The sequence below is a fragment of the Methylobacterium sp. 77 genome, from assembly GCF_000372825.1.
Lineage (GTDB): Bacteria > Pseudomonadota > Alphaproteobacteria > Rhizobiales > Beijerinckiaceae > Methylobacterium.
This window is the reverse complement of sequence record NZ_KB910516.1, coordinates 1,597,512-1,622,405: the sequence shown is the minus strand read 5'-3', so window position 1 is coordinate 1,622,405 and position 24,894 is coordinate 1,597,512. Positions and strand designations below refer to the sequence as shown.

Below are 24,894 nucleotides of genomic sequence, written 5' to 3'. Positions count from 1 at the left end.
GTCGGGTGGGCTTCCGGCTTAGAACCCCACCCTGTGGCGAATATGGGACGGGCGGCGTCGAACCTCCCCCGCCGGCGAGGGAGGCATCGGCTCAATCGTCGTAATCCATCGCGGCGCCCATCGAGGAGCCCATGGACGACGGTGCCATCTCCATCAGGATATCGCGCTTGCCGGCATGGTTGGCCTGCCCGACGATGCCCTCGACCTCCATCCGCTCCATGATCGAGGCGGCGCGGTTGTAGCCGATCTGGAGGCGGCGCTGGATGTAGCTGGTCGAAGCCTTGCGGTCCCGCATCACCACCTGCACCGCCTGATCGTAGAGGTCGGCCCCCGCGTCGATCCCGCCGCCGGCATAGGCGCTGGCATCGAAGATCGGCGCGTCGATCTCATCGGCATCGGCGGCGGCCGCCTTCTCGGCCTTGGAGGCCTTGGCCGGCTTCTCCTCGGGCGGGTTGTCGTCGACGGTGACGGCTTCGAGATAGGACGGCCGGCCCTGGCGCTTGAGATGGGCGACCACGCTCTCGACTTCCGAATCCGAGCAGAACGGGCCGTGGACGCGGGTGGTGCGTCCGCCGCCGGCCATGAACAGCATGTCGCCCTGGCCGAGCAGCTGCTCCGCGCCCATCTCGCCGAGAATCGTGCGGCTGTCGATCTTGCTCGTGACCTGGAAGCTGATCCGGGTCGGGAAGTTCGCCTTGATCGTGCCGGTGATGACGTCGACCGAGGGGCGCTGCGTCGCCATGATCAGGTGGATGCCGGCGGCGCGCGCCATCTGCGCGAGACGCTGGATCGCGCCCTCGATGTCCTTGCCGGCCACCATCATCAGGTCGGCCATCTCATCGACCACGATGACGATGTAGGGCAGGGCCGAGAGGTCCATCTCCTCGGTCTCGAACACGGCCTGGCCGGTCTCGCGGTTGAAGCCGGTATGGACCTCGCGGGTGATGATCTCGCCCTTGGCCCGCGCTTCCGCCATCCGGGCATTGTAGCCGTCGATGTTGCGGACCGCGATCTTCGACATCTTCTTGTAGCGCTCCTCCATCTCGCGCACCGCCCATTTGAGGGCGATGACCGCCTTCTTCGGGTCGGTGACGACGGGGGAGAGCAGGTGCGGGATGCCGTCATAGACCGACAGTTCCAGCATCTTCGGATCGACCATGATCAGGCGGCACTCCTCGGGCTTCATCCGGTAGAGCAGCGACAGGATCATGGTGTTGATGGCCACCGACTTGCCCGAACCGGTGGTGCCGGCCACCAGCAGGTGGGGCATCTTGGCCAGATCCGCGATGATCGGCTCGCCGCCGATATTCTTGCCGAGGCAGAGGGCGAGCTTGTGCTTGCTGATGCAGAAATCGGCCGAGGACAGGAGTTCGCGCAGATACACGGTCTCGCGCGTCTCGTTCGGCAGTTCGATGCCGATGACGTTGCGTCCGGGCACGACCGCGACGCGGGCCGAGACCGCCGACATCGAGCGGGCGATGTCGTCCGACAGGCCGATGACGCGGCTCGACTTGGTGCCGGGCGCCGGCTCGAGTTCGTAGAGCGTCACGACCGGGCCGGGGCGCACGGCGAGGATGTCGCCGCGCACGCCGAAATCCTGCACCGTCTGCTGAAGGTTGAGCGCGTTCTGCTCCAGCACGTCGGCATCGACCTCCTCGGTCCCGCTCACCGGCGGCTCGGCCAGGAGTTCGAGGGAGGGGTGCTCGTAATCCTCGTTCTCCACCAGCGACATCGGCGTGTGCCGGCCGGCCGGGATCAGCGTGGCGCGGGGCTCGGGGAAGATCGCGCGGGATGCCTGCGGGGCAGGCGCCGGAGCGGGCAGGGCGAGCACGGGCGCCGGCGCCTCCTCGACCTCGGCGACGGCCACGGACTCTTCCGGTGCCACCTCCGGCTCGGGTTCAGGGGTCGGCGCGGGGGCGGGCGCCGCCTTCGGATTGCGCAGCAGGACGGGGCGCGGCGGCACCGGAACGATGACGGGAGCGACCTGCGGGTGGGCGACCGTGGTAGGGGAGGGGGCCTGAGGGGCGAAAGCCTGCATCACAGGGGCTTCGACCGATCGGGCCTCGACCACGGGGGCCTCGTTCTGCGCGGCCGTCATGCGGGCAGGGCGGATCGCGGCGCGGGCGGCCATGGCCGAGACGAGGGCGGAACGCTGCGACACCGCTCCGGTCGGCGCGATGACGAGCGACAGGGTCGCCGCCTCGGCAACCGCCGCGACGCGATCCTCGTGGCTGGGCTCGCCGGGCAGGGCATCGATCTGGCCGTTATCCTGACCGTCGGCGGGCTGGAATGCGCCGCCGCGATCGAACCGGACGAGGCGGTCGAAGACGTAGACGGGGTTCGGCGGAAGCGCGCGCAGCAGGGAGATGTCCACGGGCGGCGAGACGACGAAGGGCACCGGCACGACCGCGTCCGGGCCGACCGCCTGCGCCGTGGCGATGTCGGGCACAAACGGGGCGCCAGGGGAATCCGCGTGGATCGCCGACCAGGTCTCGAGGGCGGTCGAATCCTCGCCGTCGAACCAGGCGCGCATGGCGGCCCAATCCGGAACGTCGGTCCAGTCGCGGTCTATCGGCAGCGGGGCGGGCTCCGCCACGGTCACGCTCGCCGGGACCGGCAGCGGCTCGTCGACGACGGTGGCGAGGACGGCCTGCGGACGACGGTCGGGCGAGCGGAAGAAGCGCACGCCGGGCGGCGGGGTATAGGGCTGGCGCCACAGCGGCTGCGGCGGCTCGGGCGGGAGCGCGGCCAGGAGCGCGGCCTCCGCGGCCTCGGCGGCGGCACGCTCGGCCTCCTCCGCGGCGAGGGCGGCGAGTTCGGCGGCGCGACGCGCGTCATCCTGCGCCTGCAAGGCGGCGCGGACCTGTTCTTCCTGGGCCAGACGCTCGGCGTCGAGCGCCCGCTGGCGGCGCTCCTGCAGCACCGGATCGGGCGTGCGGGTGTAGCGCACCGCCGGGGCGACCGGCTCGGCGGCGGCCGTGTAGGCCGGCACATCGTAGCCCTCGGGCGTGATCGAGGCAGGGCGGCGCGGCGAGCGGATCAGCACGCGCGGGCTCGACGCGTCGTGGTCGATCCGGCTCTCGCCGGTCGGGTCCAGGGCCGCGATGCCGGAGGAGCGGGCGAGGTCGGGGGTGGCGCGGTCGTCGAAGACGTGGTCCGGCCAGCCCTGCGGCTCCGCCCACTCGCTCCGCTCGGACCAGGCCTGCGGCTGGGCATGGGAGTGGGCATGGGAGTGGGTATGGGAGGCGGGGGCGTCGTGCACCATGTCCCGCGGCGCCGTGAGCCAGGATGGCGCGGGACGCGGCGAGACGAGGCTCGGACGCTGCGGCGGTCCGGAAAGACGCCGGGTCAGGCTCGCGCGCAGGCTGATCAGCCGGTGCGCCAGGGCTCCCAGGGTCAGGCCGGGGCGGTCGCCGCCGCGTCCGGGCCGGGAGGGATCACGATGAGAATAGGGAGGCCGTCCCGATGCGCGCATGATGCTCTGGATTGACTCGAAGGGTACCGGTCCGCTTCCTCGACAGGAGCGGTTCTTCACCACGCTAGGGCCAACGTCGTTAACAGACGCTTGCCCGGTTAAGAGACGCTTGCCCCAACGCTTCGAAACGTCCGGTGTCCGGCCGTGGAGAATCCCGCCTCCCCCTGGAGCGCCGACGCGCGACAGGTTAGGTTAGCGAACCCGATGAAGGGCTTTTGATCACACGGATTTTCCCCGTGGAGCCCCAGCGGTCCGTCGCCTCGCGATGCACGAGCCCGCGTCACCCTTGCGAGAGGCCACCCGCCCCTTGGCCGATACCGAACGAGCGATCGCCTTCAAGTCCCTCTATCGTCACGGCTTTGCCCGCGTGGCGGCCTGCGCCGGGCGAAGCCACCCGGCCGAGCCTCAGCGCAACGCCGACGAGATCCTGACGCTCGCGGGCGAGTGCCATCGGGCAGGGGCGGCGCTCGCGGTTTTCCCGGAACTCTGCGTCTCGTCCTATGCCATCGAGGACCTGCTGCTGCAGGCGACCCTGCTCGATGCGGTGGAGGCGGCGCTCGTCCGCATCGTCGCGGCCTCGGCCGACCTGACGCCGGTCCTCGTCGTCGGCGCGCCGCTGCGCTGGCGTCACCGGATCTATAATTGCGCGCTCGCTATCCACCGGGGCCGGCTGCTCGGGGTGGTGCCCAAGAGCTACCTGCCGAATTACCGGGAATTCTACGAGAAGCGCCATTTCGCCCCCGGCGCCGGCATCCTCGGCGAGATCATCACCCTCGGCGGCATCGAAGCGCCGTTCGGCACCGACCTGCTCTTCGCGGCCGAGGACCTGCCCGGCTTCACCCTCGGCATCGAGATCTGCGAGGATCTCTGGGTTCCCGCCTCCCCCGGCGCCGATGCGGCGCTTGCCGGTGCCACCATCCTCGCCAACCTCTCGGGCAGCCCGATCACCGTGGGCCGCGCCGAGTCGCGGGCCCTGCTCACGCGCGCGGCGTCGATGCGCGGCCTGTGCGCCTATGTCTACGCGGCGGCGGGACTCGGCGAATCCACCACCGACCTGTCCTGGGACGGCCAGACCAGCATCGACGAGGCGGGCATCCGCCTCGCCGAGGGCGAGCGCTTCGCGGCCGGGCCGGTGACGACCCTCGCCGATATCGACCTCGACCTCCTGGCGCAGGAGCGACTCCAGGCGGGAAGCTTCGACGACAATGCCCGCGCGCGCGGGCTCTCCTATCGCACGATCGGCTTTCGCCTCGATCCGCCGGCGGACGATCTCGGCCTGAAGCGGCGGGTGGAACGCTTCCCGTTCGTGCCGGCCGACGTCGCCCGCCTCGCCCAGGATTGCTACGAGGCCTACAGCATCCAGGTGGCGGGCCTCGCCCAGCGCCTCGCGGCCACCGGCACCGGCAAGGCCGTGATCGGCATCTCGGGCGGCCTCGATTCGACTCATGCCCTCATCGTCGTCGCCAAGGCGTTCGACAGGCTCGGCCTGCCGCGCGCGGACATCCTCGCCTACACCCTTCCGGGCTTCGCCACCTCGGAGGCCACCAAGGCCAACGCCCATGCGCTGATGGCGGCGCTGGGGACGACGGCGGCGGAGATCGACATCAGGCCGGCGGCGCGGCAGATGCTCGCCGATATGGGCCATCCGTTCGGGCGGGGGGAGCCGGTCTACGACGTCACCTTCGAGAACGTGCAGGCCGGCCTGCGCACCGATTACCTGTTCCGGCTCGCCAACCAGAACGGTGCCATCGTCATCGGCACGGGCGACCTGTCGGAACTGGCGCTCGGCTGGTGCACCTACGGCGTCGGCGACCAGATGAGCCATTACGGCGTCAATTCCGGAGTGCCCAAGACCTTGATCCAGCACCTGATCCGCTGGGTCGTCGCCAGCGGCCAGATCGGGCATGAGGCCGACGCGACCCTGCGCGCGATCCTCGACACGGAGATCTCGCCCGAACTCGTGCCGGCGGAGGAGGGCGCCTCGCCCCAGAGCACGGAGGCCAGGATCGGCCCCTACGCGCTGCAGGATTTCACCCTGTTCTACACCCTGCGCCACGGGTTCAGCCCGTCGAAGATCGCCTTCCTGGCGCTGCATGCCTGGGGCGACGCGGCGCGCGGCGCGTGGCCGCCGGACTTCCCCTCATCGAAGCGCCAGGCCTACACGCTGGCGGAGATCCGTTCCTGGCTCGGCGTATTCCTGCAGCGCTTCTTCGGCTTCAGCCAGTTCAAGCGCTCGGCGATGCCCAACGGACCGAAGGTCGTGGCCGGGGGCGCCCTCTCCCCGCGTGGCGACTGGCGGGCGCCATCCGACGGCAATGCCCGGATCTGGCTCGACGAGCTCGCCCGCAACGTCCCGGAAAACTAGGGCAGGATGCGGAAGAGCGGGAACCGATGATTCGCAAAACATCCTGCGATCGCAACGCTCTGACGCCCGCTGCGGTGTCCCCGGCGACGCAGCCGACTTTAAGCGACACAGTCCGGTCCGATTATGCCACTATCAGCCCGAGTCGGGGTGGCCAGTCGGAGACCGACCGATGCAAAGCTACAACGTGTTCTGCCTGAAGTCCGTCAGCGGCCTGTGCTGCGCGGTGCCCGAGAGCCGTGCGGTTCCGAGTTTCCTGAGCGGACGGAACTGGGCGTTCAGCGGACGCCTGCGCGACGAGGCCGAGGCGCCGGACGATTTCGATGAACGGGCCGCGACCACGGCGGTGCGCTTCAACGGCTTCTATCTGTTCGAGACGATGGACCGGCGCTTCAATTGATGCCGTCCTTCGCTCTCTCGGCGGTCATGGCGAGCATTCCTTAAGGCACGCCGTGCAAAGGTCCCGGTCGCACGAAGCCGAGCCGGAGACCGACCCTCATGTCGGACAATCGCAGGGAACCGCGGCAGAGGACGTTCCTCAAGGGCCGCATCATCTTCAACAACGGCGCATCGAGCATGGATTGCCTCGTGCGCGACATGTCGGCCACCGGCGCGCGCCTCGCTCTCTCGGAAACCGCGACGCTTCCGGAGGTGTTCGAGCTGTTCATTCCCCAGAAGGAGCGGACCTACAAGGCGAGCCTGCGCTGGCGCCGTACCGACGGCATCGGCATCGCGTTCGTCGACGACGCCGCGCCGGCCGCGGAACCGCCAGCGGCCGCGACGCCGCAGGCCGATTCGACGGGGATGCTGGCGCTCGTCCGCCGCATCAGCGAGCTCGAAGCCGAGAACGCCGCCCTGCGCCGGCTGATCGCCGCGACGCCGGCCGCCATCAACGTCGCCTGAATCAAACCCCGGCGAGCGCCGCGCGGATCTTGCCCGCATGATCGGCGAGCACGTCCTTGTCGGCCATGCCCCCCGTATGACGCCCGAGCGCCACGCCCTCGAAGCGCGGAACGATGTGGACGTGGAGGTGGAACACCGTCTGTCCGCCGGCCGGCTCGTTGTACTGGAAGATCGTCAGGCCATCGGCCGCGAACGCCGCCTTCACCGCGCGGGCGACCCGCTGCACGGTCGCCACGGTGGCGGCCAGCGAGGCCGGATCGGCGTCGAGGAGGCCGCGCGCCGGCGCCTTGGGGATCACCAGGGTATGGCCCGGCCCCTGGGGCATCACGTCCATGAAGGCCAGGGTGTGCTCGTCCTCGTAGACCGTCTGGGCGGGAATCTCGCCGCGCAGGATCTTGGCGAAGATGTTCTCGGGATCGTACTGCGCAGGTTCGACGTTTGAGGACATGAATGCCGGCTCCATCGCGGATTTCGTCTGCGGGTGTCGGCCGGACCTTGCACAGACTGGCCCTCGGCGTCCACGGCGCGCGGCCGAACCTCCCGGGAGTGAACCGCCTTCATGGCGCATGAGAGCAACGGCGCGATCTACACCGCCGCAGGAGCAAACCTCGCCATCGCCGTCGCGAAATTCGTGGGTGCCTTCTTCACCGGTTCCTCGGCCATGCTGGCCGAGGGCGTCCACTCGCTGGTGGACACGACCAATCAGATCCTCCTCCTCGTCGGCCTGTCGCGGGCGAAGAAGCCGGCCGATGCGCGCTTTCCCTTCGGCTATGGCCGCGAGGTGTATTTCTACGCCTTCATCGTCGCGCTCTTCATCTTCCTCGGCGGCGGGGCCTTTGCGGTCTACGAGGGCATCCACAAGATCCACTACCCGGAAGCCTCCGCCGACGCGGTGATCGCGGGCCACACCATCCCCGGCTTCTGGGTCAATCTCGGCATCCTCGGCTTCGCGGTCCTGGCCGAGGGCTATTCCTGCGCCGTCGCCCTCAAGGCGTTCTGGGCCGAGAAGGGCGACCGGGAAGCGATCACCGCGATCCGCCGCAGCAAGGATCCCGCCCTGTTCACCGTGCTGATCGAGGATATCGCCGCCCTCCTCGGTCTGATGGTGGCCATCGCGGGGGTCGTCCTCGCGGAATGGCTGCAGATGCCCTCCCTCGACGGCTGGTCCTCCATCGGCATCGGCGCGATCCTGATCGGGATGGCGATCTTCCTGATGATCGAGACCCATGGCCTGCTCGTCGGCGAGGCGGCGGCGCCCGAGACCGTGTCGGCGATCGAGAAGACCGTGCGCAGCGAGACCGGCATCCGGCACGTCAACGCGGTGCTGACCCAGCATCTCGGTCCGTCCGACATCCTCGTGAATATCAGCCTCGACATGGAGGACAGCCTCGATGCCGGCGCGGTGGAGGCCATGGTCGGCCGCCTCGATGCCCGGCTCAAGGCACAGATCCCGGCGGTGAAGCGCGTCTTCATCGAGATCCAGGCGAAGGAGCCGGTCCCCGCCTGACTCAGGCCGTCGCCGAATTCCTGACGGCGAGGGCGGAGACGAGATCGGCCTCCAGGCCCGTGGGCTTGACGATGGGCGAGTAGCGCCGGATGGCGCGGCCGTCGCGGCCGACCAGGAACTTGGTGAAGTTCCACTTGATCGCCGCGATGCCCAAAAGCCCCGGCTTCTCACGCTTGAGATGGGCGAAGACCGGGTCGGTCGCCGGGCCGTTGACCTCGATCTTGGCGAGGACCGGAAAGGTCACGTCGTAGGTCAGGCTGCAGAACCGGGCGATCTCGGCGGCATCACCCGGCTCCTGCCGCCCGAACTGGTTGCAGGGAAAGCCGAGCACCACGAACCCCTCGTCGCGGTGCCGGCGCCACAGGCTCTCGAGATCCGCATATTGCCGCGTGAAGCCGCATTTCGAGGCGGTGTTGACCACGAGCACGACCCTGCCCCGATGCTGCGCGAGCGGGTAGGGCGCCCCGTCGGCGGCCTTCGGGGTGAGGTCGTGGAGGCGGGTCATGCGGCGGTGCGTCTCTCGACCAGGCGGGCGAGGTAGGAACTGCCCAGCGGGATGATGCTGTCGTCGAAATCGAAGGCCGCGTTGTGCAGGCCCGGCCCCGGCGTCGCGCCGATCCAGGCATAGGCGCCCGGCACCGCCATCAGCATGTCGGCGAAATCCTCGCTGCCCATGCGCGGCACGGTGTCGTCGTCGACGCCCTCGGCCCCGAAGATCTCGCGGGCGATCTCCGCCGCCGCCGCCGCATGGTCGGCGCTGTTCTCGAGGACGGAGAACACGTCGCGGAGATCCACCTCGATCGTGACGCCGTGGGCGAGGGCGATGCCCTTGGCGATCTCGCGGATGCGCGCGGAGACGAGTTTGCGCACGCCCGCATCGAAGGTCCGCACCGTGCCGGCGAGATGGGCGCCCTCGGGAATGACGTTGTAGGCCGCACCCGCATGGATCTGAGTCACCGAGACCACCGCGCTCTTCAGCGGGTCGGCATTGCGCGAGACGATGGATTGCATCGCCTGGACCAGGGCCGAGGCCGCCACGATGGAATCGAGGCCGCGATGGGGTTCGGCCGCGTGGGCGCCACGCCCGGTGATGCGGATGTCGAAGAAATCGGCCGCCGCCATCATCGGGCCGGGACGGATCTTGAGCTTGCCGTGCGGGCCGCTGGGCGTGTTGTGCAGCCCGTAGATCTCGTCGCAGGGGAAGCGCGCGAACAGCCCGTCGGCGAGCATGGCGCGGGCGCCGCCGAGCCCTTCCTCCGCCGGCTGGAACACGAACAGGGCGGTGCCGTCGAAATCGCGGGTCTCGGCGAGGTAGCGCGCCGCGCCGAGCAGCATGGTGGTGTGCCCGTCATGACCGCAGGCGTGCATCTTGCCCGGAATCGTCGAGCGATGGGGGAGGTTGGTCTCCTCCTCGATCGGCAGCGCGTCCATCTCGGCCCGCAGGCCGATGCGGCGGCCCTTGGCCGATCGTCCCTCGAGCACGCCGACGACGCCGGTTCCACCGAGCCCGCGATGGACCTCGATGCCGTAGCGCTCCAGCTGCTCGGCCACGAGATTCGAGGTGCGCACCTCCTCGAAGCCGATCTCGGGATGGGCGTGGATGTCCCGGCGGATCGCCGTGAGGTCGTCGGCGAAGGCCTTGATGCGGTCGATCGGGCTCATGAACGCTCCTCTTGATCCGGGGTCTGCCGATCCGAAGCCCCTCGGTCGGGGGTCTCTTGGTCGGGATTCTCTTGGTTCGAGCTGTCGGGAGCGGGAATCGTGCCGTCCCGACGGAAGGGGGTCATCTCGCCGAGCATCGAGGCCGCCTCGACCACGTGCTCGCGCTCGCGGCGGAGGTAATCGGCGATGGCCCGGCGCAGGCCGGGATCGGCGATGTCGTGGGCGGAATGCATCAGCACCGGGGCGTAGCCGCGGGCGAGCTTGTGCTCCCCCTGCGCGCCGGCCTCGACCCGCCGGAGGCCGCGCGCGATCGCGAAATCGATGGCCTGATAGTAGCAGACCTCGAAATGCAGGAACGGGTGGTCCTCGTTGCAGCCCCAGTTCCGGCCGTAGAGGGCCACGTCTCCGATGAGGTTGATGGCGCCCGCGACGTAGCGCCCCTCGCGCTTGGCCATCACCAGCAGGACGCGCTCGGGCATGCGCTCGCCGAGCAGGCCGAAGAACAGGCGGTTGAGATAGGGCCGGCCCCATTTGCGCGCGCCGGTATCGGAATAGAACTCGTAGAACGCGTCCCAATGGGCCGGCGTCAGGTCGGCGCCGGTGACGTGCTCGATGGTGATCCCGTTGGCCAGGGCGTCGCGGCGCTCGCGCCGGATCGCCTTGCGCTTGCGCGAAGCCAGCGCCCCGAGGAAATCCTCGAACCCGGCATAGCCTTGGTTGGTCCAGTGGAACTGCTGGTCGACGCGCTGGAGCATGCCGAGCTCGCCGGCCTGCTCCCACTCGCGCTCCTGCATGAAGGTGACGTGGATCGAGGAGGCCTTGGTCTCTGCCCTGAGCGCGCGCAGGCCGGCGACGAGCGCGGAGGCCGCCTCGGCCACGTCCTGCCCCGGCGCGATCAGGAAGCGCGGGCCGGTCACCGGCGTGAACGGCACGCTGACCTGGAGCTTCGGGTAATAATCCCCGCCGGCGCGCTCGTAGGCGTCGGCCCAGCCATGGTCGAACACGTATTCGCCCTGGCTGTGAGATTTCAGGTAGCACGGCGCGACCCCGACGAGCCGCCCCGCGCGCTCCACCGCCACGTGGAGGGGCAGCCAGCCGGTCTTGCGCGAGACGCAGCCGGAATCTTCCAGCGCCGAGAGGAAGGCGTGGGAGACGAACGGATTGTGGGTCTCGTCCCCCGCCGACAGGGTCTCCGGCGAGGTGGCGCAGGCATCCCATTCCGAAGCGGGAATCTGGGTCAGGCCCGTGACCGCGCGAACCTGCAGGGTCAGGGCGGAATCCAGCGCAGCCTCGGCTGTCGATCCGGTCTTTTCCATAGGCGCAATCTAGCCCGGTCGCGCGAAGGGACAAGCGCGTGAGGAGGACGCGGCCATGGATCCAGGATGGGCAAGGAATTCAGGATGGGCAAGACCGGCAATGGAACCGGACAAGCCGACCGTCCGCATCATCCTACCTCCAGAACCGTCCGGGTTGAGGCGCTCAGGGTCTGAATCCCTCGAACACCATCTGGTCGGCATGGTCCTGTGCGTTGCGGCGCTGGTCGGGGTTGCGCACGGTCCAGGTCATCACCGGCATGCGGCCGAGATGGCGGCACAGGAAGGTGGCGGCGCAGGGCAGATCGTCGACCCGCCAGGACAGGAAATCGGGACGGCTCGTCGCGAGATGGAGCAGGTCGGAGAGTGAGCGGCGCAGGCTGTCCGACATCGTCGCATAGGCCGGATCGTCCTGACGGGTCTCGCCGACGATCCCGCGCGGGATATCCGGCGCGAGACCGGCGAACGCCGCGATGAGGGACGGGTCGAACGATTTCACCGCCACCGGGCCGTCATAGCTCCGGACGATCTCGGCCACCCGTTCGGTCAGGCGCAGGTCGCCGGTGAACCGCGACTTGATCTCGATCACGAGCGGCACCCGGCCGGCGATGGCAGCGAGATAGTCGGGCAGCGTGGGGATGGTCTCGGACGAGCCGGCGACGGCGAGCGCCGCCAGCGCCGCGACCGGCGTCTCGGCGACGAGGGCGACGGCGCCGGTGAGGCGTCCCAAGGCCTCGTCGTGGAACACCATCGCCTCGCCATCGGCGCTGATCTGGACGTCGCACTCAATGGCGTATCCGTGCGCGACGGCGGCTTGCGCCGCCGCCACGGTGTTCTCGGGGATGCCCGCCGCGCGGTCGTGCAGGCCGCGATGGGCGATCGGCCGCGCCGTCAGCCAGGCGGGGGCGTTCGGCCCCACCTTCACTTCACCTCGAACATCGCCTCGACCTCGACGGCGGCGTCGAGGGGCAGTTCGGCGACACCCACGGTGGAGCGCGCATGCCGGCCACGATCGCCCAGGATCTCGACCATCAGGTCGGAGGCGCCGTTCATGATGCCGGCGAGGCCCGCGAAGGTCGGCACCGCGTTGATGAAGCCGCCGAGCCGCAGACATTGCACCACGCCGTGGTCGAGATCGCCGACCGCCGCCTGGACCTGCGCCAGCACGTTGAGGGCGCAGAGCCTGGCCGCGGCGATGCCGTGCTCGGGCGAGACCTCGGCACCGAGCTTGCCCGTGTGGGCGGCCGCGAGTTTTCCGTCGACGCCGAAGCAGATCTGGCCGGAGACGATCACCAGGTTGCCGGTGCGGATGAAGGGCACGTAGTTCGCGACCGGCGCCGCCGCCTTGGGCAGGACCAGACCGAGGGCATCCAGGCGTTCCTTGACCGTGCTCATCCGTCGTCGTCCTTATTGTTCGTCCGGGGCCGTCGCCGGGAGGGCGACGGGTCGCGAGAGAGGTCCCCGAAGATCGCGGCGGGACTGAGCATGATCGCGCCTCGTCGCGCAAGCCGCTCGCGCGCCATCGCAGAGCCCGTGTCACCGGTCACCGAGGCCGGCCGGCGGCCGTCGAGATGTGCGCGGCACCACAGCCTAGTTGCCAGGCATGTCGGTCCTGTGAACACGCCACATCATTGACAGAACGGGCCAATTCTCTAGTAATCGCAGCCGTGCCGCCCGCTTTCGAGGCGGCACTTTCATTTGGTGCGGGTGCGCTCCGCGAGCGCCCGCTTTGACACACGGGAAGTACGGGATCGTGACATCCGCCCTTCTGCCGACCTACGCCCGGGCTCCGATCGCCTTCGAGCGCGGAGAGGGTGCCTGGCTCGTGGCGCGCGACGGCAGGCGATTTCTCGATTTCGGTGCCGGCATCGCCGTCAACGCGCTCGGCCACGCCCACCCGCATCTCGTCGAGGCGCTGACCCAGCAGGCGCAGAAGCTGTGGCACACCTCGAACCTGTTCGAGATTCCCGAGGGCGAGCGGCTCGGTCGGCGGCTGGTGGACGCGACCTTCGCGGACGTGGCCTTCTTCGCCAATTCCGGTGCCGAGGCCAACGAGGCCGCCATCAAGATGGCGCGCAAGTACCATGCGGCCGGGGGACATCCCGAGCGGTTCCGCATCGTCACGTTCGAGGGTGCCTTCCACGGCCGGACCCTGGCGACCATCGCCGCCGGCGGCCAGCAGAAATACATCGAGGGCTTCGGCCCCAAGGTCGACGGGTTCGATCAGGTGCCCTTCGACGACCGCGAGGCGCTGCTGGCGGCGATCGGTCCTGAGACCGCCGCCCTCATGATCGAGCCGATCCAGGGGGAGGGCGGCATCCGCACGGTGCCGCCGGAGATGCTGCGCGACCTGCGCTCGCTGTGCGACGAGCACGGCCTCCTCCTCATCATGGACGAGGTCCAGACCGGCGTCGGCCGCACCGGCCGCCTGTTCGCCCATGAATGGTCCGGGGTCACCCCCGACATCATGAGCGCAGCCAAGGGCATCGGCGGCGGCTTCCCGCTGGGCGTCTGCCTCGCCACGGCCGAGGCCGCGCGCGGGATGATTGCGGGCAGTCACGGCACCACCTTCGGCGGAAACCCCCTCGCCATGGCCGTCGGCAACGCCGTGCTCGACGTGGTGCTGGCCGAGGGTTTCCTCGACCACGTCCTGCGGATGGGCCTGCTGTTGAAGCAGCAGCTCGCCGCCGTCATGGATCGCCATCCCGGAACCATCTCCGAGATTCGCGGAACCGCGCTGATCCTGGGCCTCAAGCTCGGCGTGCCCAACACCGCCTTCACGGCGGCCGCGCGCGACGAACATCTGCTGGTGATTCCCGCCGGCGACAACGTGGTCCGGCTCTTGCCGCCGCTGATCATCACCGAGGCGGACGTGGCCGAGGCGGTGAAGCGCATCGATGCCACGGCCGACCGGCTCGAAGCGCAGATGCGCGGCGCGGCGGAATAACCGGCGCACCGCGCGATCACGCCCGAGATGCCCAGACGCACGAGACGAAGAACGGACCAATGATTCCCCACATCAACGGGACCGCAACCGGGCCCCGCCACTTCCTCGACCTCAAGGATTTCTCCGGCGAGGACCTTCGCGCCGTGCTGGCTTCGGCCGCGCAGATGAAGTCGCGCCGCCGCAAGGGCGAGATCGCGGCCGAGCGACCGCTGACGGGCAAGATGCTGGCGATGGTGTTCGACCGGCCCTCCACCCGCACCCGGGTCTCGTTCGACGTCGCCATGCGCGAACTCGGCGGCGAGACGCTGATGCTCACCGGCAGCGAAATGCAGCTCGGCCGCGGCGAGACCGTGGGCGACACCGCCCGCGTGCTGTCGCGTTACATCGACGCGATCATGATCCGCATCCTCGACCACGACCTGATGCTGGAACTGGCGCAATATGCCAGCGTCCCGGTGATCAACGCGCTGACCAAGGTCTCGCATCCCTGCCAGATCATGGCCGACGTCCTGACCTTCGAGGAGCATCGCGGGCCGATCAAGGGGCGGACCGTCGCCTGGTCGGGCGACGCCAACAACGTGCTCGCCTCCTGGGCACATGCGGCCGCGCGTTTCGACTTCACCCTCAACATCGCGGCCCCGCCCGAACTCTCGGCCCCGTCGGCCCTGCTCGACTGGGCGAAAGCCGAGGGCGCGCGCATCAACGTCACCACCGACCCGTTCGAGGCGGTGGACGGGGCGGACGCCGTCGTCACCGATTGCTGGGTCTCGATGGGCGACGAGGACGAGCATTACCGCCACAACCTGCTCTCGCCCTATCAGGTCAACGCCACGCTGATGGCGGCGGCGAAGACCGACGCGATCTTCATGCATTGCCTCCCCGCCCATCGCGGCGAGGAGGTGACGGCCGAGATCATGGACGGTCCGCGCTCGGTGGTGTTCGACGAGGCCGAGAACCGGCTCCACGCGCAGAAGGGCATTCTGGCGTGGTGCCTGGGGGCGGGCGGGGCTTGAGGCCCGATACGTCATCCCGCCTTCGCACTTGCCAATTGGGCGAGGGCGTCGAGCCGGCGGCTAGGCTTGTGTCTCACCGGGGCTTCGCCGTCGTGGTGAGGTAGGCCTGTTTCCAGGCGTCCATCTGTCCAATGCGGATCCCGAAAATCGTCGTCTGTGGCTCGGATCGTCCTGAACCAAGCCGTCCTAGATAGGCGGTTCCGGCATTCGTCCAGCACATCCTTCAGTTCACAGTCGATGACATAGAGGCGCCCCAATCCGCGCCGCGGCGATCCGCCATACAAGACGGCTTGGATGCGATAGATGATCGCCGCATGCACAAGTCCGCGTCCGAACGGCATTCCCCAGCCGCTCTGGTAGAGCCACTTGTTTCCGACCGTTTCGAAGGTGCTTATCGAGTCTGCGACATCGTCGCGTTCGGCGATGAGCCGCTCCAATCTTTCGGAGAGACCTGTCGCATCGAGTTTTGCGAGGTCGCCCCTAAAGCTCAGTCCCCACCGCATGGCGACGCCTCTCGGCCCTCCGTCCCATTCGCGACATCGGTGACGTCACCCCCTCACGGGGTACATCGACCGTGGCTCACCCTTGAGCGCGATGCGAAGACACGGCAAGGCACCCACATAGCCGAAGAGCACGAAGCAAGAGACAGGGAGAGGCCATGACCTCCGGACACGAGATTTCCGCCACCGTCATCGAGGGTGCCGACGACGTCGCCCTGCCGTTCTCGGTGGAAGCGCTGGACGTGCGCGGCCGCGTGGTGCGGCTCGGCCCCAGCGTCGACACCATCCTGCGCCGACACGGCTATCCCGATCCGGTGGCGCGGTTGCTGGGCGAGGCGGCGGCGCTCACCGTGCTACTCGGCTCGTCTCTGAAATTCGAGGGCCGGTTCCAGCTCCAGACCAAGACCGACGGCCCGGTCGAGATGATCGTGGTCGATTTCGAGGCGCCCGATCGCCTGCGCGCCACCGCGCGCTTCGATGCCGGGCGCGTCGAAGCGCTGGGCGACACTCCGCAGAAGGATGCCGACCTGATCGGGCAGGGGCATCTCGCCATGACCATCGACCAGGGCAACGCGTTCAGCCGCTACCAGGGCGTGGTCGCCCTGGAGGGACAGAGCCTGGAACAGGCGGCGCACCAGTATTTCCGCCAGTCCGAACAGATCCCGACCCAGGTCCGCCTCGCGGTGGCCGAGCAGTTCGCCCATGGCGAGAAGACCTACCGCGCGGGCGGGCTGCTGGTTCAGTTCCTGCCGCAATCCATCGACCGCGCCAGGCTCGCCGACCTCCCGCCCGGCGACATCCCCGAGGGCCATGCCCATCTCGGCTCCGGTGAGGTCCGTGAGGACGATGCCTGGGTGGAAGCGCGCAGCCTCGTCGGTACGGTGGAGGACCATGAACTGGTCGATCCGGAGGTCTCCTCCGAGCGGCTGCTCTACCGTCTCTTCCACGAGCGCGGCGTGCGGGTGTTCGAGGCGCAAACGATCCAGGAGCGATGCCGCTGCTCGCCCGAGCGCGTGATGGGGATGATCCGCTCGTTCGCGCCGCAGGAACGCAGCGACATGATCGCCGAGGACGGCCGCATCGGCATCACCTGCGAATTCTGCTCGCGGCGCTACGACATCGACCCGGCCGAGGTCGAGGCGCAGACCGGCGAGTCGGAATAGAACGACGGTCGCCACGCGGCAGAGGCGCGGCGACCGACGCAGCGGTACCGAGGATCGGCCCCCTGCGATCGGACAATATTCTTGGTTCGCAAAATTCTCGGCTCACACGGTTCTCGGCTCGAATGAAAGCTTGGCCATAATTGCTTCCGTCACAGTATTTGACGAGCTTTCTCAAACCTCGCTCCGCGCACGCCTCAGTTGCGAGCACCATGCCGAGAGTTCAAACCCGGAAGATTTGGTTTTTCTTCTGAACCATTTTGCCGATGTCGACGTTCCGATGGCTCAAAAGCTATGGGAGAAACGTCCATGACGAGATTTGGATTGGGTCTTGCGGCATTGTTGATGTCGACATCTGTCTTCGCGCAGGGAGCGGCGAGCGGTGACTCGAGGAGCAGTGTCGGCGCATCGAGCGGAGCCAGCACGCGGGACGGCGCCGGTGGCGGGCAGGGGGCTCGTGGCGGCGAAGCGAAGGCCGACCGATCGACGACTCAAGGGGCGATGGGCAACCGTGATTCCGGTGCGACCGGAGGCGACTCGCAGAAGCAGGACACGGCGCGCCGGGATAGCGGCCGCGAGGGCGGTGAGCGTGACGGAATGCGCGGCGACCGTGGGTCGATGCGCGCCGAGACCGGCGGCCGGATGAACCGCGACCGGAGCGAGACCCGCGAGAGCCGCACGGAGCGGAGCACGACCCGCGTCGGCGGACGTTACGAGGGCGGCAGCCATCGCTCCGGCCGTACCGTCACGATCCACGGCCAGCGGGTCGTCTACGGATCGCCCGAATATCGCCGCCTCGTGGTCGTCGAGCGCCGTGGCGGCCATCGCTATGGCGAGACCGGACGCCGGCGGATGGTGACGATCCGCGGTCAGCGCGTCGTTTACGGGTCACCGGAATACCGTCGCCTCGTCTCCGTCCGCGTGACCGAGCGGCGTCGCCCGGGCGCGCGCTACGTGTTCATCCGTGGTCAGCGCGTGGTCTATGGCTCACCCGAATATCGTCGCCTCACCGTGACCACGGCCCGGAGCGGCCGCGATCGTGTGACGGTGAGTGGCCGCTTTGGCGAACGCGCTCGCGGCGGTGAGGAGCGTGTCTCGACCCGTTCCTCGATGCGGAGCGAAGGACAGGTCCGTCGGGAAGGCCAGCGTGGCGACGAGGCCAATCCCGGCAATGGTGGACGCGGCGGCATGCAGCGGAACGAGGCGGAACGCGGCGAGACCCGCAATGCCGGTCGCGAGGGTGGTTCCGAGCGCTCGGGCATCCGCAACGCGGCAGATCGCGGCGACCGCGGCGACCGCGGCGGCATGAAGTCGACGGGCATGAACGGTCGGAGCGGCGGTGGTGCCGAGCAAGGCGGCGCCGAGGCCGGCACCAAGGGCGGCCGCAACTGAGCCGACAGCGGTCCGATGATACCGGAGGGGAGAGGTCACGGCGTGGCCCCTCCCCGTTTCATGTCGAAGGGGTGGTCCCGTCCAAGCCGGAGCCGGTGATCAAGGCGTCGGGAGCGGATCTCGCGGATCGACGTGTTTCCGTCTTCGGGCCAAGTTCTTCGTTCAGGCGACGTGCTTCCTTCAGGCGAAGTGCTTCGACAGCTTGAGTCCCTGCGCCTGGTAGTTCGACCCGGCATCCGCCCCGTAGAGGGCGGCGGGCCGCTCGGCCATGCGCTCGTAGACGAGGCGGCCGACGATCTGGCCGTCCTCGAGCAGGAACGGCACGTCGCGCGAGCGCACTTCGAGCACCGCTCGCGCACCGGCGCCTCCCGCCGCGGCGAAGCCGAAGCCGGGGTCGAAGAAGCCGGCGTAATGGACCCGGAACTCGCCCACCAGCGGATCGAACGGCACCATCTCGGCCGCGAAATCGGGCGGCACCTGCACGGCCTCCTTCGAGGCCAGGATGTAGAATTGGCCGGGATCGAGGATCAGCGCGCCGGATTGGTCGGCGGGGAGGGGCTCCCAGAAATCCGCGATGGCGTGCCGGCCGGGCGCGTCCACGTCGACGAGGCCGGTATGGCGTTTGGCGCGGTAGCCGATGAGCCCTCCGAACCCGGCGAGATCGACGGAGACGGCGATGCCGCCCTGGAACGACGGGTTGGCCGAGGCCACCAGCGGGGTGGCGGCATGGAGGGCGGCGAGCTCCGTGTCGGACAGGCGCGGTTCGCCGCGGCGGAAACGGATCTGCGACAGGCGCGATCCGGTGCGGACGCGGACCGGGAAGGTGCGCGGCGAGATCTCGGCATAGAGCCGGCCCCGATACCCGGCCTCGACCTGATCGAAGGCCTGTCCCCGGTCGGTGATGACGCGGGTGAACACGTCGATGCGGCCGGTGGAGCTTTTGGGGTTGGCGCTGGCGGCGACATCCGCGGGCAGGGCCAGGGTCTCCTGCAGTTCGGCAATGTAGACGCAGCCGGTCTCCAGCACCGCGCCCTTGGTCAGGTCGATCTCGTGGAGGGCGAAGGCCTCGATGCAGGCGGTGACGGGACGGGCGCCCGGCAGGAAGCTGGTGCGCACGCGGAAGGCGCGAGACCCCAGGCGCAGGTCGAGGCTCGCCGGCTGAACCTGATCGGCCGCGAAGGGGCTTTCGGGCAGGATGGCGCCGGCCGCATGCAGGGCCTGGATCCCCTGTGCCGCCAGAATGCCACCGGAAGGGTGCGGGCGCGGTGGCGCCGTGTCCTGCTTGGTATCCGGCATGGTCTCGTGTCGCCCGCTCAGCACTGGGCCGCCTTCCCCGGCTGGGGATCAGGAATGCCGCATGGTTCGGTCCATCATCCCACCGGATCGCTGAAGGCGCGGTTAAGCCTCCTCCTCGCGATCGACTCTCAGCACGATCCAGGCGACGACGAGGCGGGCGATGGCGCCCATGGCGATCAGGCCCGCGAGCGCGCTCGCCACCGGGGGAAACCCCGCCGGCCAGAGCAGGAGTGCTACGGCGAACAGCACCGCGCCGAGGCCGGCCGCCGGGCCGAAGGCCAGGACCAGCGACGGCAGGCCGGCGATCCGGGGCGCGGGACCGCGCCGGGCGAGATATCCGCCGGCGAGGAGCGCGAGGCCGTCGAGGAGGAGCGCGCCCCCGAGTGCCAGGGCGGCCCATCCGTTCCGTTCCGGCATGGTCCAGGCGAAGGCGGCGGCCAGGACCGCGATCGCCAGACTGGCGAGAACGGCACGGCCGGGAGACGGTGCCGGCAGACGCGAGAGGGTCTCCTCGACCACGGGACACGACCTTCCGATTGCGCGGGCAGCCCCCGCATTCAGCGCGATTGACGAGATTTCGCCCGGGACGTACCACGGCGAAAAGGCTATGTCGCTTCGGGTAGGCGACGGCACGGGAGGCTTTGAAGGCGATGTACAAGGCCCAGACGCGCGGCATCAGCGTGACCGTCCAGCCCCGCTTCGTCGAGGAGGAATCCTCCCCCGACGAAAGCCGCTATTTCTTCGCCTACACTGTCGAGATCGTGAATAACGGCTCCGAGCAGGTGCAATTGCGCTCGCGTCACTGGCGCATCGTCGACGGACGCGGCGAGACCCAGGAGGTGCGCGGCGCCGGCGTCGTCGGCAAGCAGCCGGTACTCGGACCCGGCGAGTCGTTCAGCTATACCAGCGGCTGCCCGCTCACCACGCCGGACGGCCTGATGGCCGGGAGCTACACGATGTCGACCACTGCCGGCGAAAGCTTCGAGGCCGAGATCCCCGCCTTCTCCCTCGATTCGCCGCACGTCCGCCGCAGCGTCCATTAAGCCGATGTCGCGTGGCGGAGAACGGCTGACCACGCTCGACCTGCTGGCGCGCCTCGTCGCCTTCGACACCGAGAGTTCGCGCTCCAATCTCGCGCTGATCGACAGCGTCTGCGCCTATCTCGACGGCTGGGGCGTGAGCCATGTGCGCATCCCGAACGCGCAGGGCGACAAGGCGGCGATCTTCGCCACGATCGGCCCGATGGCCGATGGCGGCATCGTCCTGTCCGGCCATACCGACGTGGTGCCGGTGACGGGCCAGGCCTGGACGACCGACCCCTTCGCCCTGCGCATCGCCGACGGGCGCGCCTATGGCCGCGGCGCCGTCGACATGAAGGGCTTCTGCGCCCTGGCTCTGGCCGCCGTGCCGGACATGATCGCGGCCGATCTGAAGCGCCCGATCCACATCCTCCTCTCTTACGACGAGGAAACCACCTGCCTCGGCGTCGCCGACACCATCGCCCGGTTCGGAGCGGACCTGCCGCGTCCCGGCGCGGTGATCGTCGGTGAGCCCACCGACCTCGACGTCGCCGATGCGCATAAGAGCATCGTCACCTATCTCACCACCGTCCACGGCCACGAGGCGCATTCGGCCAAGCCGATGCTCGGCGCCAATGCGGTGATGGCGGCGGCCGAGCTGGTCTCCGAGCTCAACCGCATCGCCGATGCGATGATCGAGCGGGGCGACGCCTCCGGCCGGTTCGACCCACCCTCCACCACCGTCCATGTGGGCACGATCTCCGGCGGAACGGCGCGCAACATCCTGCCGAAGGTCTGCACCTTCCACTGGGAGTTCCGCGGCCTGCCCGATCTCGACATGGGCGAGATCCCGGCCCTGTTCGCGGCCAAGGTCGAGACGGTGCTGACGGGGCGACTCAACCGCTACGGCGATTACGGGCGGATCGAGACCATCGAGGAAGTCGCGGTGCCGGGGCTCGCCCCCGAGCCGGGCTCCGAGGCCGAGCGCCTGACCCTGCGGGTGGCGGGGCGCAACCACACCATCTCGGTCCCCTATGCCACCGAGGCCGGGCGGTTCCAGATGGCGGGCATCCCCACCGTGGTCTGCGGTCCGGGCTCCATCGACCAGGCTCACCAGCCCGACGAATACATCACCCTCGCGGCGCTCGAATCGGGCGAGGCGTTCATGCGCCGTCTCATCGCAGAATGCGTGACCCCATGACCGCGACCGCCTTCGTTCCCCGCACCATCGCCGCCGACGGTCCGGTGAAGCTCCGCCCGCTGGAGCGCGAGGACCTGATGTTCGTGCATCAGCTCAACAACAACGACAGCATCATGCGCTACTGGTTCGAGGAGGCCTACGAGTCCTTCGCCGAACTGGCGCAGCTCTACGAGCGCAACATCCACAACCAGACCGAGCGGCGCTTCATCATCGCCAATTCGGAAGGTGCGCCGGCCGGTCTCGTCGAGCTCGTGGAGATCAACCACCTGCACCGGCGCTGCGAATTCCAGATCGCGATCCACCCGGCCTTCCAGGGCCAGGGCTACGCGCCGCGCGCCACCCGGATCGCCATGGATTACGCCTTCAGCGTCCTCAACATCCACAAGCTCTACCTGCACGTGGACAAGGACAATGCCCGCGCCGTGCGCATCTACGAGCGCTGCGGCTTCGTGCCGGAGGGCATCCTGAAGGACGAATTCTTCGTCAACGGCAAGTACCGCGACGCGGTGCGCATGTGCCTGTTCCAGCCGGCCTACCTCGCCCGGCGCGGCAGCGGCGAGATCGCCGAGCCGGTGCTGAAGGCGTAGCGGTCGATCCCTGGACGAGTCTTGTGCCGAACGCGCAGGAGCGGACATCGCCCTGACCGGCGGTGAGATGAACCGCGCTCAGGCTATGGCGAAGAACACGGCCAGCGCACGCGTCACCGCCAGCATCGTCTCGGCATCGAGATGGCCGATCGTCCCGCCGATTTTCTCGCGCTTCACGGACATGGCTTTGTCCACCATGACCTGCGAGCGTTTCTTCAAGCCATTGGCCGGCGTCGGCTCGATCGTCGTCCGGATCAGGGGAGCATCGACCAGCGTGCCGGATATCAGCAGGACCGTCACCGTGCCGGTCTGGTGAAAGACGTCCGATTGAATGACGAGCGCCGGGCGAGGTTTGCCGAAATCGCCGGGCATGGCGATGGTGACGAGATCGCCCCGCTTCATGCCTCGCGTTCGGGGAGCATATCGAGGAGCGCGGCATCCAGGAAGGCATCCAGCTCCCGGTCCGCCGCGTCCGCCGCCGCCACGATACCGGCCTGCCGCCCGCATTCTTCGGCAAAGCCCGCCCTTCGTGTATCGGGCACCCAAATCTGGACCGGTCGCAAGCCGGCTGCCCGGAGCGCGGCACGCCGCTTTCGTACGCGCTCACCGACGGATACGGACACGACGAACCCTTTCCGATTACGTTACATGTAACGTAGGCTCGACATGCGAGGCTGCCAAGGGGTCATCGCGCCAGCGGGCCCTCGCTCACCTGAAAGGTTTCGTGAGACGGCTTTGCGCGATCTCACCCGAAATCTGCGGCCGCGCGGTCGAGCAGCCATGTCAGGTCGCCGACGCTGGAGATGCGGCGCGCGGGCAGGTCCTCGCCGTTGGCGATACGGGTGAGGGGTTCGCGCTTGCCCGCTCCCGTCACCAGCACGAGAAGCCGGCGCGACGAGGCGAGGGCCGGGAAGGTGAGGGTGATGCGCGGCACGAACGGGTCAAGCCCGGACTCGGGGACCGGCGCGACCCAGGCCTCGCGCTCGTCGAGCCCCGGCTTCCCCGGAAACAAAGAGGCGGTGTGCCCGTCCTCACCGAGGCCGAGGAGGACGAGGTCGAAGAGCGGGCGGGCGGGGTCGAGACGGTCCGCGCCGTAGACATCGCGCAGGGTCGCGGCATAGGCGGTGGCCGCCTCCTCCAGCGTGCCGTCGGCGGGAATACAATGCCAGTGGTCCTCGGGGATCGGCGCGTCGCCGAAGGCTGTCCGGGCCATGTGCACGTTGCTCAACGGGTCGGTCCAGGGCACGAACCGGTCGTCGCCGAAGAACCAGTGCAGGCGGTCCCAGGGGAGAGACCCGACGTAATCGGGCCCGGCCAGCAGCGCGTAGAGGCGTTTGGGGGTAGAGCCGCCCGAGAGGCAGACTGCGATGCGCTCCTGCTTGCTCTCGGCACAGAGAGCCACCAGCCGGTCGGCCGCCGCGCGGGCGACGCTCTCGCCATCGGGGAAGAGTTCCGAATTGTTCGGTAGCGGGATCATGAGGCGGCTCGGTCTCCTTGCTCGTTCCTGAAACGGCTCTCCGGCGGGCTATTTCGGCTCGACATGTCCGCCGAAACCCTTGCGCATGGCCGAGAGCAGCTTGTCCGCGTAGGAGGCATCCTCCCGCGAGCGGAAGCGGGCGTAGAGAGCGGCCGAGAGGACGTTGGCCGGCACCGATTCCTCGATGGCCGCATTGAGCGTCCAGCGCCCCTCGCCGGAATCGGCGACGAAGCCGGAAAAACCTTCCAGCGATTCGTCGCCTGCGAGCGCCCCCGCCGTGAGGTCGAGGAGCCAGGACGAGACCACGCTGCCGCGCCGCCACACCTCGGCGATGTCGCCGATGTTGAGGTCGAAGCGCTGATCCTCGGCCAAGTCCTTCGAATTGGCGTGTTTCAGGATGTCGAACCCCTCGGCATAGGCCTGCATCAGCCCGTATTCGATGCCGTTATGGACCATCTTGACGAAATGCCCGGCGCCGCTCGGTCCGGCATGGATGTAGCCCTGCTCGGCGCGCTCATCGCGGCCTTCGCGGCCGGGCGTCTTCGAGATCGTGCCGGCGCCCGGAGCCAGCGTCTTGAAGATCGGGTCGAGCCGGTCGAGGGCGGCGGTGCTGCCGCCGATCATCATGCAATAGCCGCGCTCCAGGCCCCAGACGCCGCCCGACGTGCCGACATCGACGTAATGGATGCCCTTCGGCTTCAAGGCGGCGGCGCGGCGAATGTCGTCCTTGTAGAAGGAATTGCCGCCGTCGATGATGCAGTCGTCGGAGGCCAGCAGATCGCCGAGCGTCGTCACCGTGGCCTCGGTGATCGCACCCGCCGGCAGCATCACCCAGGCTGCGCGGGGAGCGTCGAGCTTGGAGACGAACTCTTCGAGGCTCGCCGCGCCGACCGCGCCCTCGGCGACGAGGCTCGCCACCGCCTCGGGATTCTGGTCGAACACCACCGCCGTATGGCCGTCCCGCAGGAGCCGGCGGACGATGTTGCCGCCCATCCGGCCGAGGCCGATCATGCCGAGTTGCATTGGGGGATTTCCTTTCGAGGGGGCGTCGTCAGCCCGGGCACCGATCCGTCGTCCTAT

The 24,894-nt window shown here is 68.8% G+C and carries 25 protein-coding genes; 11 read left to right on the top strand and 14 right to left on the bottom strand.

Annotated features, from left to right (window positions below; genetic code table 11):
• Nucleotides 1-91: 91 nt before the first annotated feature.
• Entirely contained in the window at nucleotides 92-3,475 is a 3,384-nt protein-coding gene (locus A3OK_RS0107675) for a DNA translocase FtsK (RefSeq protein ID WP_019904360.1), read from the bottom strand.
• A 286-nt stretch (nucleotides 3,476-3,761) separates the two neighbouring features.
• On the opposite strand from A3OK_RS0107675, the gene A3OK_RS0107670 reads away from it, so the two are divergent.
• The 3 genes from A3OK_RS0107670 to A3OK_RS0107660 all read left to right on the top strand — a co-directional run bounded on the left by A3OK_RS0107670 (nucleotide 3,762) and on the right by A3OK_RS0107660 (nucleotide 6,740).
• A complete protein-coding gene (locus tag A3OK_RS0107670) occupies nucleotides 3,762-5,840 on the top strand; it encodes an NAD(+) synthase (RefSeq protein WP_245259329.1) in 2,079 nt (692 codons plus the stop codon).
• A gap of 169 nt (nucleotides 5,841-6,009) precedes the next feature.
• Nucleotides 6,010-6,237 carry a hypothetical protein gene (locus tag A3OK_RS0107665; protein WP_019904358.1) on the top strand — a complete coding sequence of 76 codons (228 nt, stop codon included), beginning with the start codon at nucleotides 6,010-6,012 and terminating at the stop codon, nucleotides 6,235-6,237.
• Between the two features lie 98 nt (nucleotides 6,238-6,335).
• Entirely contained in the window at nucleotides 6,336-6,740 is a 405-nt protein-coding gene (locus A3OK_RS0107660) for a PilZ domain-containing protein (protein ID WP_019904357.1), read from the top strand.
• Nucleotide 6,741: 1 nt separating this feature from the next.
• Here the strand turns inward: A3OK_RS0107660 and A3OK_RS0107655 are convergent, their stop codons facing one another.
• A complete protein-coding gene (locus A3OK_RS0107655; protein ID WP_026597037.1) occupies nucleotides 6,742-7,188 on the bottom strand; it encodes an HIT family protein in 447 nt (148 codons plus the stop codon).
• Between the two features lie 111 nt (nucleotides 7,189-7,299).
• Between A3OK_RS0107655 and A3OK_RS0107650 the strand changes: the two genes are divergently transcribed.
• Entirely contained in the window at nucleotides 7,300-8,247 is a 948-nt protein-coding gene (locus tag A3OK_RS0107650) for a cation diffusion facilitator family transporter (protein WP_019904355.1), read from the top strand.
• Between the two features lies 1 nt (nucleotide 8,248).
• Here the strand turns inward: A3OK_RS0107650 and A3OK_RS0107645 are convergent, their stop codons facing one another.
• From A3OK_RS0107645 to A3OK_RS0107625, 5 genes are all read right to left on the bottom strand, one after another.
• Nucleotides 8,249-8,752, bottom strand: coding sequence for a glutathione peroxidase (locus A3OK_RS0107645; RefSeq protein ID WP_019904354.1), 504 nt, complete (start codon nucleotides 8,750-8,752; stop codon nucleotides 8,249-8,251).
• The gene (locus A3OK_RS0107640; RefSeq protein WP_019904353.1) at nucleotides 8,749-9,909 is read right to left on the bottom strand and encodes a M20 aminoacylase family protein; all 1,161 of its coding nucleotides are present in this window, start codon (nucleotides 9,907-9,909) and stop codon (nucleotides 8,749-8,751) included. Before A3OK_RS0107640 ends, A3OK_RS0107645 begins: the two co-directional genes overlap by 4 nt.
• Entirely contained in the window at nucleotides 9,906-11,225 is a 1,320-nt protein-coding gene (locus A3OK_RS0107635; RefSeq protein WP_019904352.1) for a GNAT family N-acetyltransferase, read from the bottom strand. Before A3OK_RS0107635 ends, A3OK_RS0107640 begins: the two co-directional genes overlap by 4 nt.
• Nucleotides 11,226-11,388: 163 nt before the next feature.
• Nucleotides 11,389-12,141, bottom strand: coding sequence for a glycerophosphodiester phosphodiesterase family protein (locus A3OK_RS0107630; RefSeq protein WP_036302679.1), 753 nt, complete (start codon nucleotides 12,139-12,141; stop codon nucleotides 11,389-11,391).
• 2 nt (nucleotides 12,142-12,143) lie between these two features.
• Complete coding sequence (locus A3OK_RS0107625) at nucleotides 12,144-12,617, bottom strand: RidA family protein (protein ID WP_019904350.1); 474 nt, start codon at nucleotides 12,615-12,617, stop codon at nucleotides 12,144-12,146.
• A 358-nt stretch (nucleotides 12,618-12,975) separates the two neighbouring features.
• On the opposite strand from A3OK_RS0107625, the gene A3OK_RS0107620 reads away from it, so the two are divergent.
• Together A3OK_RS0107620 and argF are read left to right on the top strand one after the other, a co-directional pair.
• A complete protein-coding gene (locus A3OK_RS0107620) occupies nucleotides 12,976-14,169 on the top strand; it encodes an aspartate aminotransferase family protein (protein ID WP_019904349.1) in 1,194 nt (397 codons plus the stop codon).
• Nucleotides 14,170-14,228: 59 nt separating this feature from the next.
• Nucleotides 14,229-15,182, top strand: coding sequence for an ornithine carbamoyltransferase (gene argF / locus A3OK_RS0107615; RefSeq protein ID WP_019904348.1), 954 nt, complete (start codon nucleotides 14,229-14,231; stop codon nucleotides 15,180-15,182).
• Between the two features lie 11 nt (nucleotides 15,183-15,193).
• Here argF and A3OK_RS0107610 read toward each other — a convergent pair whose 3' ends face one another.
• Complete coding sequence (locus A3OK_RS0107610) at nucleotides 15,194-15,685, bottom strand: hypothetical protein (protein ID WP_019904347.1); 492 nt, start codon at nucleotides 15,683-15,685, stop codon at nucleotides 15,194-15,196.
• Nucleotides 15,686-15,840: 155 nt separating this feature from the next.
• Here A3OK_RS0107610 and A3OK_RS0107605 point away from each other — a divergent pair, with 155 nt between their 5' ends.
• Both A3OK_RS0107605 and A3OK_RS22495 read left to right on the top strand, forming a co-directional pair.
• On the top strand, nucleotides 15,841-16,845 hold the full coding sequence (locus A3OK_RS0107605) for an Hsp33 family molecular chaperone (protein WP_019904346.1): 1,005 nt from the start codon (nucleotides 15,841-15,843) through the stop codon (nucleotides 16,843-16,845).
• A 342-nt stretch (nucleotides 16,846-17,187) separates the two neighbouring features.
• Nucleotides 17,188-18,234: a hypothetical protein gene (locus A3OK_RS22495; RefSeq protein WP_245259328.1), complete on the top strand. Its 1,047-nt coding sequence runs from the start codon at nucleotides 17,188-17,190 to the stop codon at nucleotides 18,232-18,234.
• Nucleotides 18,235-18,414: 180 nt separating this feature from the next.
• Here the strand turns inward: A3OK_RS22495 and A3OK_RS0107595 are convergent, their stop codons facing one another.
• Together A3OK_RS0107595 and A3OK_RS0107590 are read right to left on the bottom strand one after the other, a co-directional pair.
• Nucleotides 18,415-19,530 (bottom strand): 2'-deoxycytidine 5'-triphosphate deaminase, encoded by a 1,116-nt coding sequence (locus A3OK_RS0107595; RefSeq protein WP_019904344.1) that lies wholly within the window; start codon nucleotides 19,528-19,530, stop codon nucleotides 18,415-18,417.
• 102 nt (nucleotides 19,531-19,632) lie between these two features.
• On the bottom strand, nucleotides 19,633-20,049 hold the full coding sequence (locus A3OK_RS0107590; RefSeq protein WP_019904343.1) for a hypothetical protein: 417 nt from the start codon (nucleotides 20,047-20,049) through the stop codon (nucleotides 19,633-19,635).
• 131 nt (nucleotides 20,050-20,180) lie between these two features.
• On the opposite strand from A3OK_RS0107590, the gene apaG reads away from it, so the two are divergent.
• Genes apaG through speG form a run of 3 tightly spaced genes read left to right on the top strand, consistent with a single transcriptional unit; the run spans nucleotide 20,181 to nucleotide 22,337 of the window.
• Complete coding sequence (gene apaG / locus A3OK_RS0107585; RefSeq protein WP_018044100.1) at nucleotides 20,181-20,573, top strand: Co2+/Mg2+ efflux protein ApaG; 393 nt, start codon at nucleotides 20,181-20,183, stop codon at nucleotides 20,571-20,573.
• Nucleotides 20,574-20,577: 4 nt separating this feature from the next.
• On the top strand, nucleotides 20,578-21,750 hold the full coding sequence (gene argE / locus A3OK_RS0107580; RefSeq protein ID WP_019904342.1) for an acetylornithine deacetylase: 1,173 nt from the start codon (nucleotides 20,578-20,580) through the stop codon (nucleotides 21,748-21,750).
• On the top strand, nucleotides 21,747-22,337 hold the full coding sequence (gene speG / locus A3OK_RS0107575) for a spermidine N1-acetyltransferase (protein ID WP_019904341.1): 591 nt from the start codon (nucleotides 21,747-21,749) through the stop codon (nucleotides 22,335-22,337). The genes argE and speG overlap by 4 nt, the downstream gene beginning before the upstream one ends.
• A 78-nt stretch (nucleotides 22,338-22,415) precedes the next feature.
• Here speG and A3OK_RS0107570 read toward each other — a convergent pair whose 3' ends face one another.
• The 4 genes from A3OK_RS0107570 to gnd form a co-directional block, all read right to left on the bottom strand.
• A complete protein-coding gene (locus A3OK_RS0107570; RefSeq protein ID WP_019904340.1) occupies nucleotides 22,416-22,739 on the bottom strand; it encodes a type II toxin-antitoxin system PemK/MazF family toxin in 324 nt (107 codons plus the stop codon).
• A complete protein-coding gene (locus tag A3OK_RS0107565; protein WP_026597034.1) occupies nucleotides 22,736-22,960 on the bottom strand; it encodes an antitoxin MazE-like protein in 225 nt (74 codons plus the stop codon). Before A3OK_RS0107565 ends, A3OK_RS0107570 begins: the two co-directional genes overlap by 4 nt.
• 122 nt (nucleotides 22,961-23,082) lie before the next feature.
• Nucleotides 23,083-23,814, bottom strand: a complete 732-nt coding sequence (gene pgl / locus A3OK_RS0107560) for a 6-phosphogluconolactonase (protein WP_019904338.1) — start codon at nucleotides 23,812-23,814, stop codon at nucleotides 23,083-23,085.
• A 48-nt stretch (nucleotides 23,815-23,862) separates the two neighbouring features.
• Entirely contained in the window at nucleotides 23,863-24,837 is a 975-nt protein-coding gene (gnd, locus tag A3OK_RS0107555) for a phosphogluconate dehydrogenase (NAD(+)-dependent, decarboxylating) (RefSeq protein WP_019904337.1), read from the bottom strand.
• Between the last annotated feature and the right edge of the window lie 57 nt (nucleotides 24,838-24,894).

Bases quoted from the DNA above. Each gene is read 5' to 3' on its own strand.
- A3OK_RS0107660 (WP_019904357.1), top strand. From the start codon at position 6,336: ATGTCGGACAATCGCAGGGAACCGCGGCAGAGGACGTTCCTCAAGGGC.
- A3OK_RS0107665 (WP_019904358.1), top strand. From the start codon at position 6,010: ATGCAAAGCTACAACGTGTTCTGCCTGAAGTCCGTCAGCGGCCTGTGC.
- A3OK_RS0107605 (WP_019904346.1), top strand. From the start codon at position 15,841: ATGACCTCCGGACACGAGATTTCCGCCACCGTCATCGAGGGTGCCGAC.
- argF (WP_019904348.1), top strand. From the start codon at position 14,229: ATGATTCCCCACATCAACGGGACCGCAACCGGGCCCCGCCACTTCCTC.
- A3OK_RS0107635 (WP_019904352.1), bottom strand. From the start codon at position 11,225: ATGGAAAAGACCGGATCGACAGCCGAGGCTGCGCTGGATTCCGCCCTG.
- speG (WP_019904341.1), top strand. From the start codon at position 21,747: ATGACCGCGACCGCCTTCGTTCCCCGCACCATCGCCGCCGACGGTCCG.
- A3OK_RS0107640 (WP_019904353.1), bottom strand. From the start codon at position 9,909: ATGAGCCCGATCGACCGCATCAAGGCCTTCGCCGACGACCTCACGGCG.
- A3OK_RS22495 (WP_245259328.1), top strand. From the start codon at position 17,188: ATGTCGACATCTGTCTTCGCGCAGGGAGCGGCGAGCGGTGACTCGAGG.
- A3OK_RS0107650 (WP_019904355.1), top strand. From the start codon at position 7,300: ATGGCGCATGAGAGCAACGGCGCGATCTACACCGCCGCAGGAGCAAAC.
- A3OK_RS0107645 (WP_019904354.1), bottom strand. From the start codon at position 8,752: ATGACCCGCCTCCACGACCTCACCCCGAAGGCCGCCGACGGGGCGCCC.
- A3OK_RS0107675 (WP_019904360.1), bottom strand. From the start codon at position 3,475: ATGCGCGCATCGGGACGGCCTCCCTATTCTCATCGTGATCCCTCCCGG.
- A3OK_RS0107610 (WP_019904347.1), bottom strand. From the start codon at position 15,685: ATGCGGTGGGGACTGAGCTTTAGGGGCGACCTCGCAAAACTCGATGCG.
- apaG (WP_018044100.1), top strand. From the start codon at position 20,181: ATGTACAAGGCCCAGACGCGCGGCATCAGCGTGACCGTCCAGCCCCGC.
- pgl (WP_019904338.1), bottom strand. From the start codon at position 23,814: ATGATCCCGCTACCGAACAATTCGGAACTCTTCCCCGATGGCGAGAGC.
- A3OK_RS0107625 (WP_019904350.1), bottom strand. From the start codon at position 12,617: ATGAGCACGGTCAAGGAACGCCTGGATGCCCTCGGTCTGGTCCTGCCC.
- argE (WP_019904342.1), top strand. From the start codon at position 20,578: ATGTCGCGTGGCGGAGAACGGCTGACCACGCTCGACCTGCTGGCGCGC.
- gnd (WP_019904337.1), bottom strand. From the start codon at position 24,837: ATGCAACTCGGCATGATCGGCCTCGGCCGGATGGGCGGCAACATCGTC.
- A3OK_RS0107595 (WP_019904344.1), bottom strand. From the start codon at position 19,530: ATGCCGGATACCAAGCAGGACACGGCGCCACCGCGCCCGCACCCTTCC.
- A3OK_RS0107655 (WP_026597037.1), bottom strand. From the start codon at position 7,188: ATGTCCTCAAACGTCGAACCTGCGCAGTACGATCCCGAGAACATCTTC.
- A3OK_RS0107570 (WP_019904340.1), bottom strand. From the start codon at position 22,739: ATGAAGCGGGGCGATCTCGTCACCATCGCCATGCCCGGCGATTTCGGC.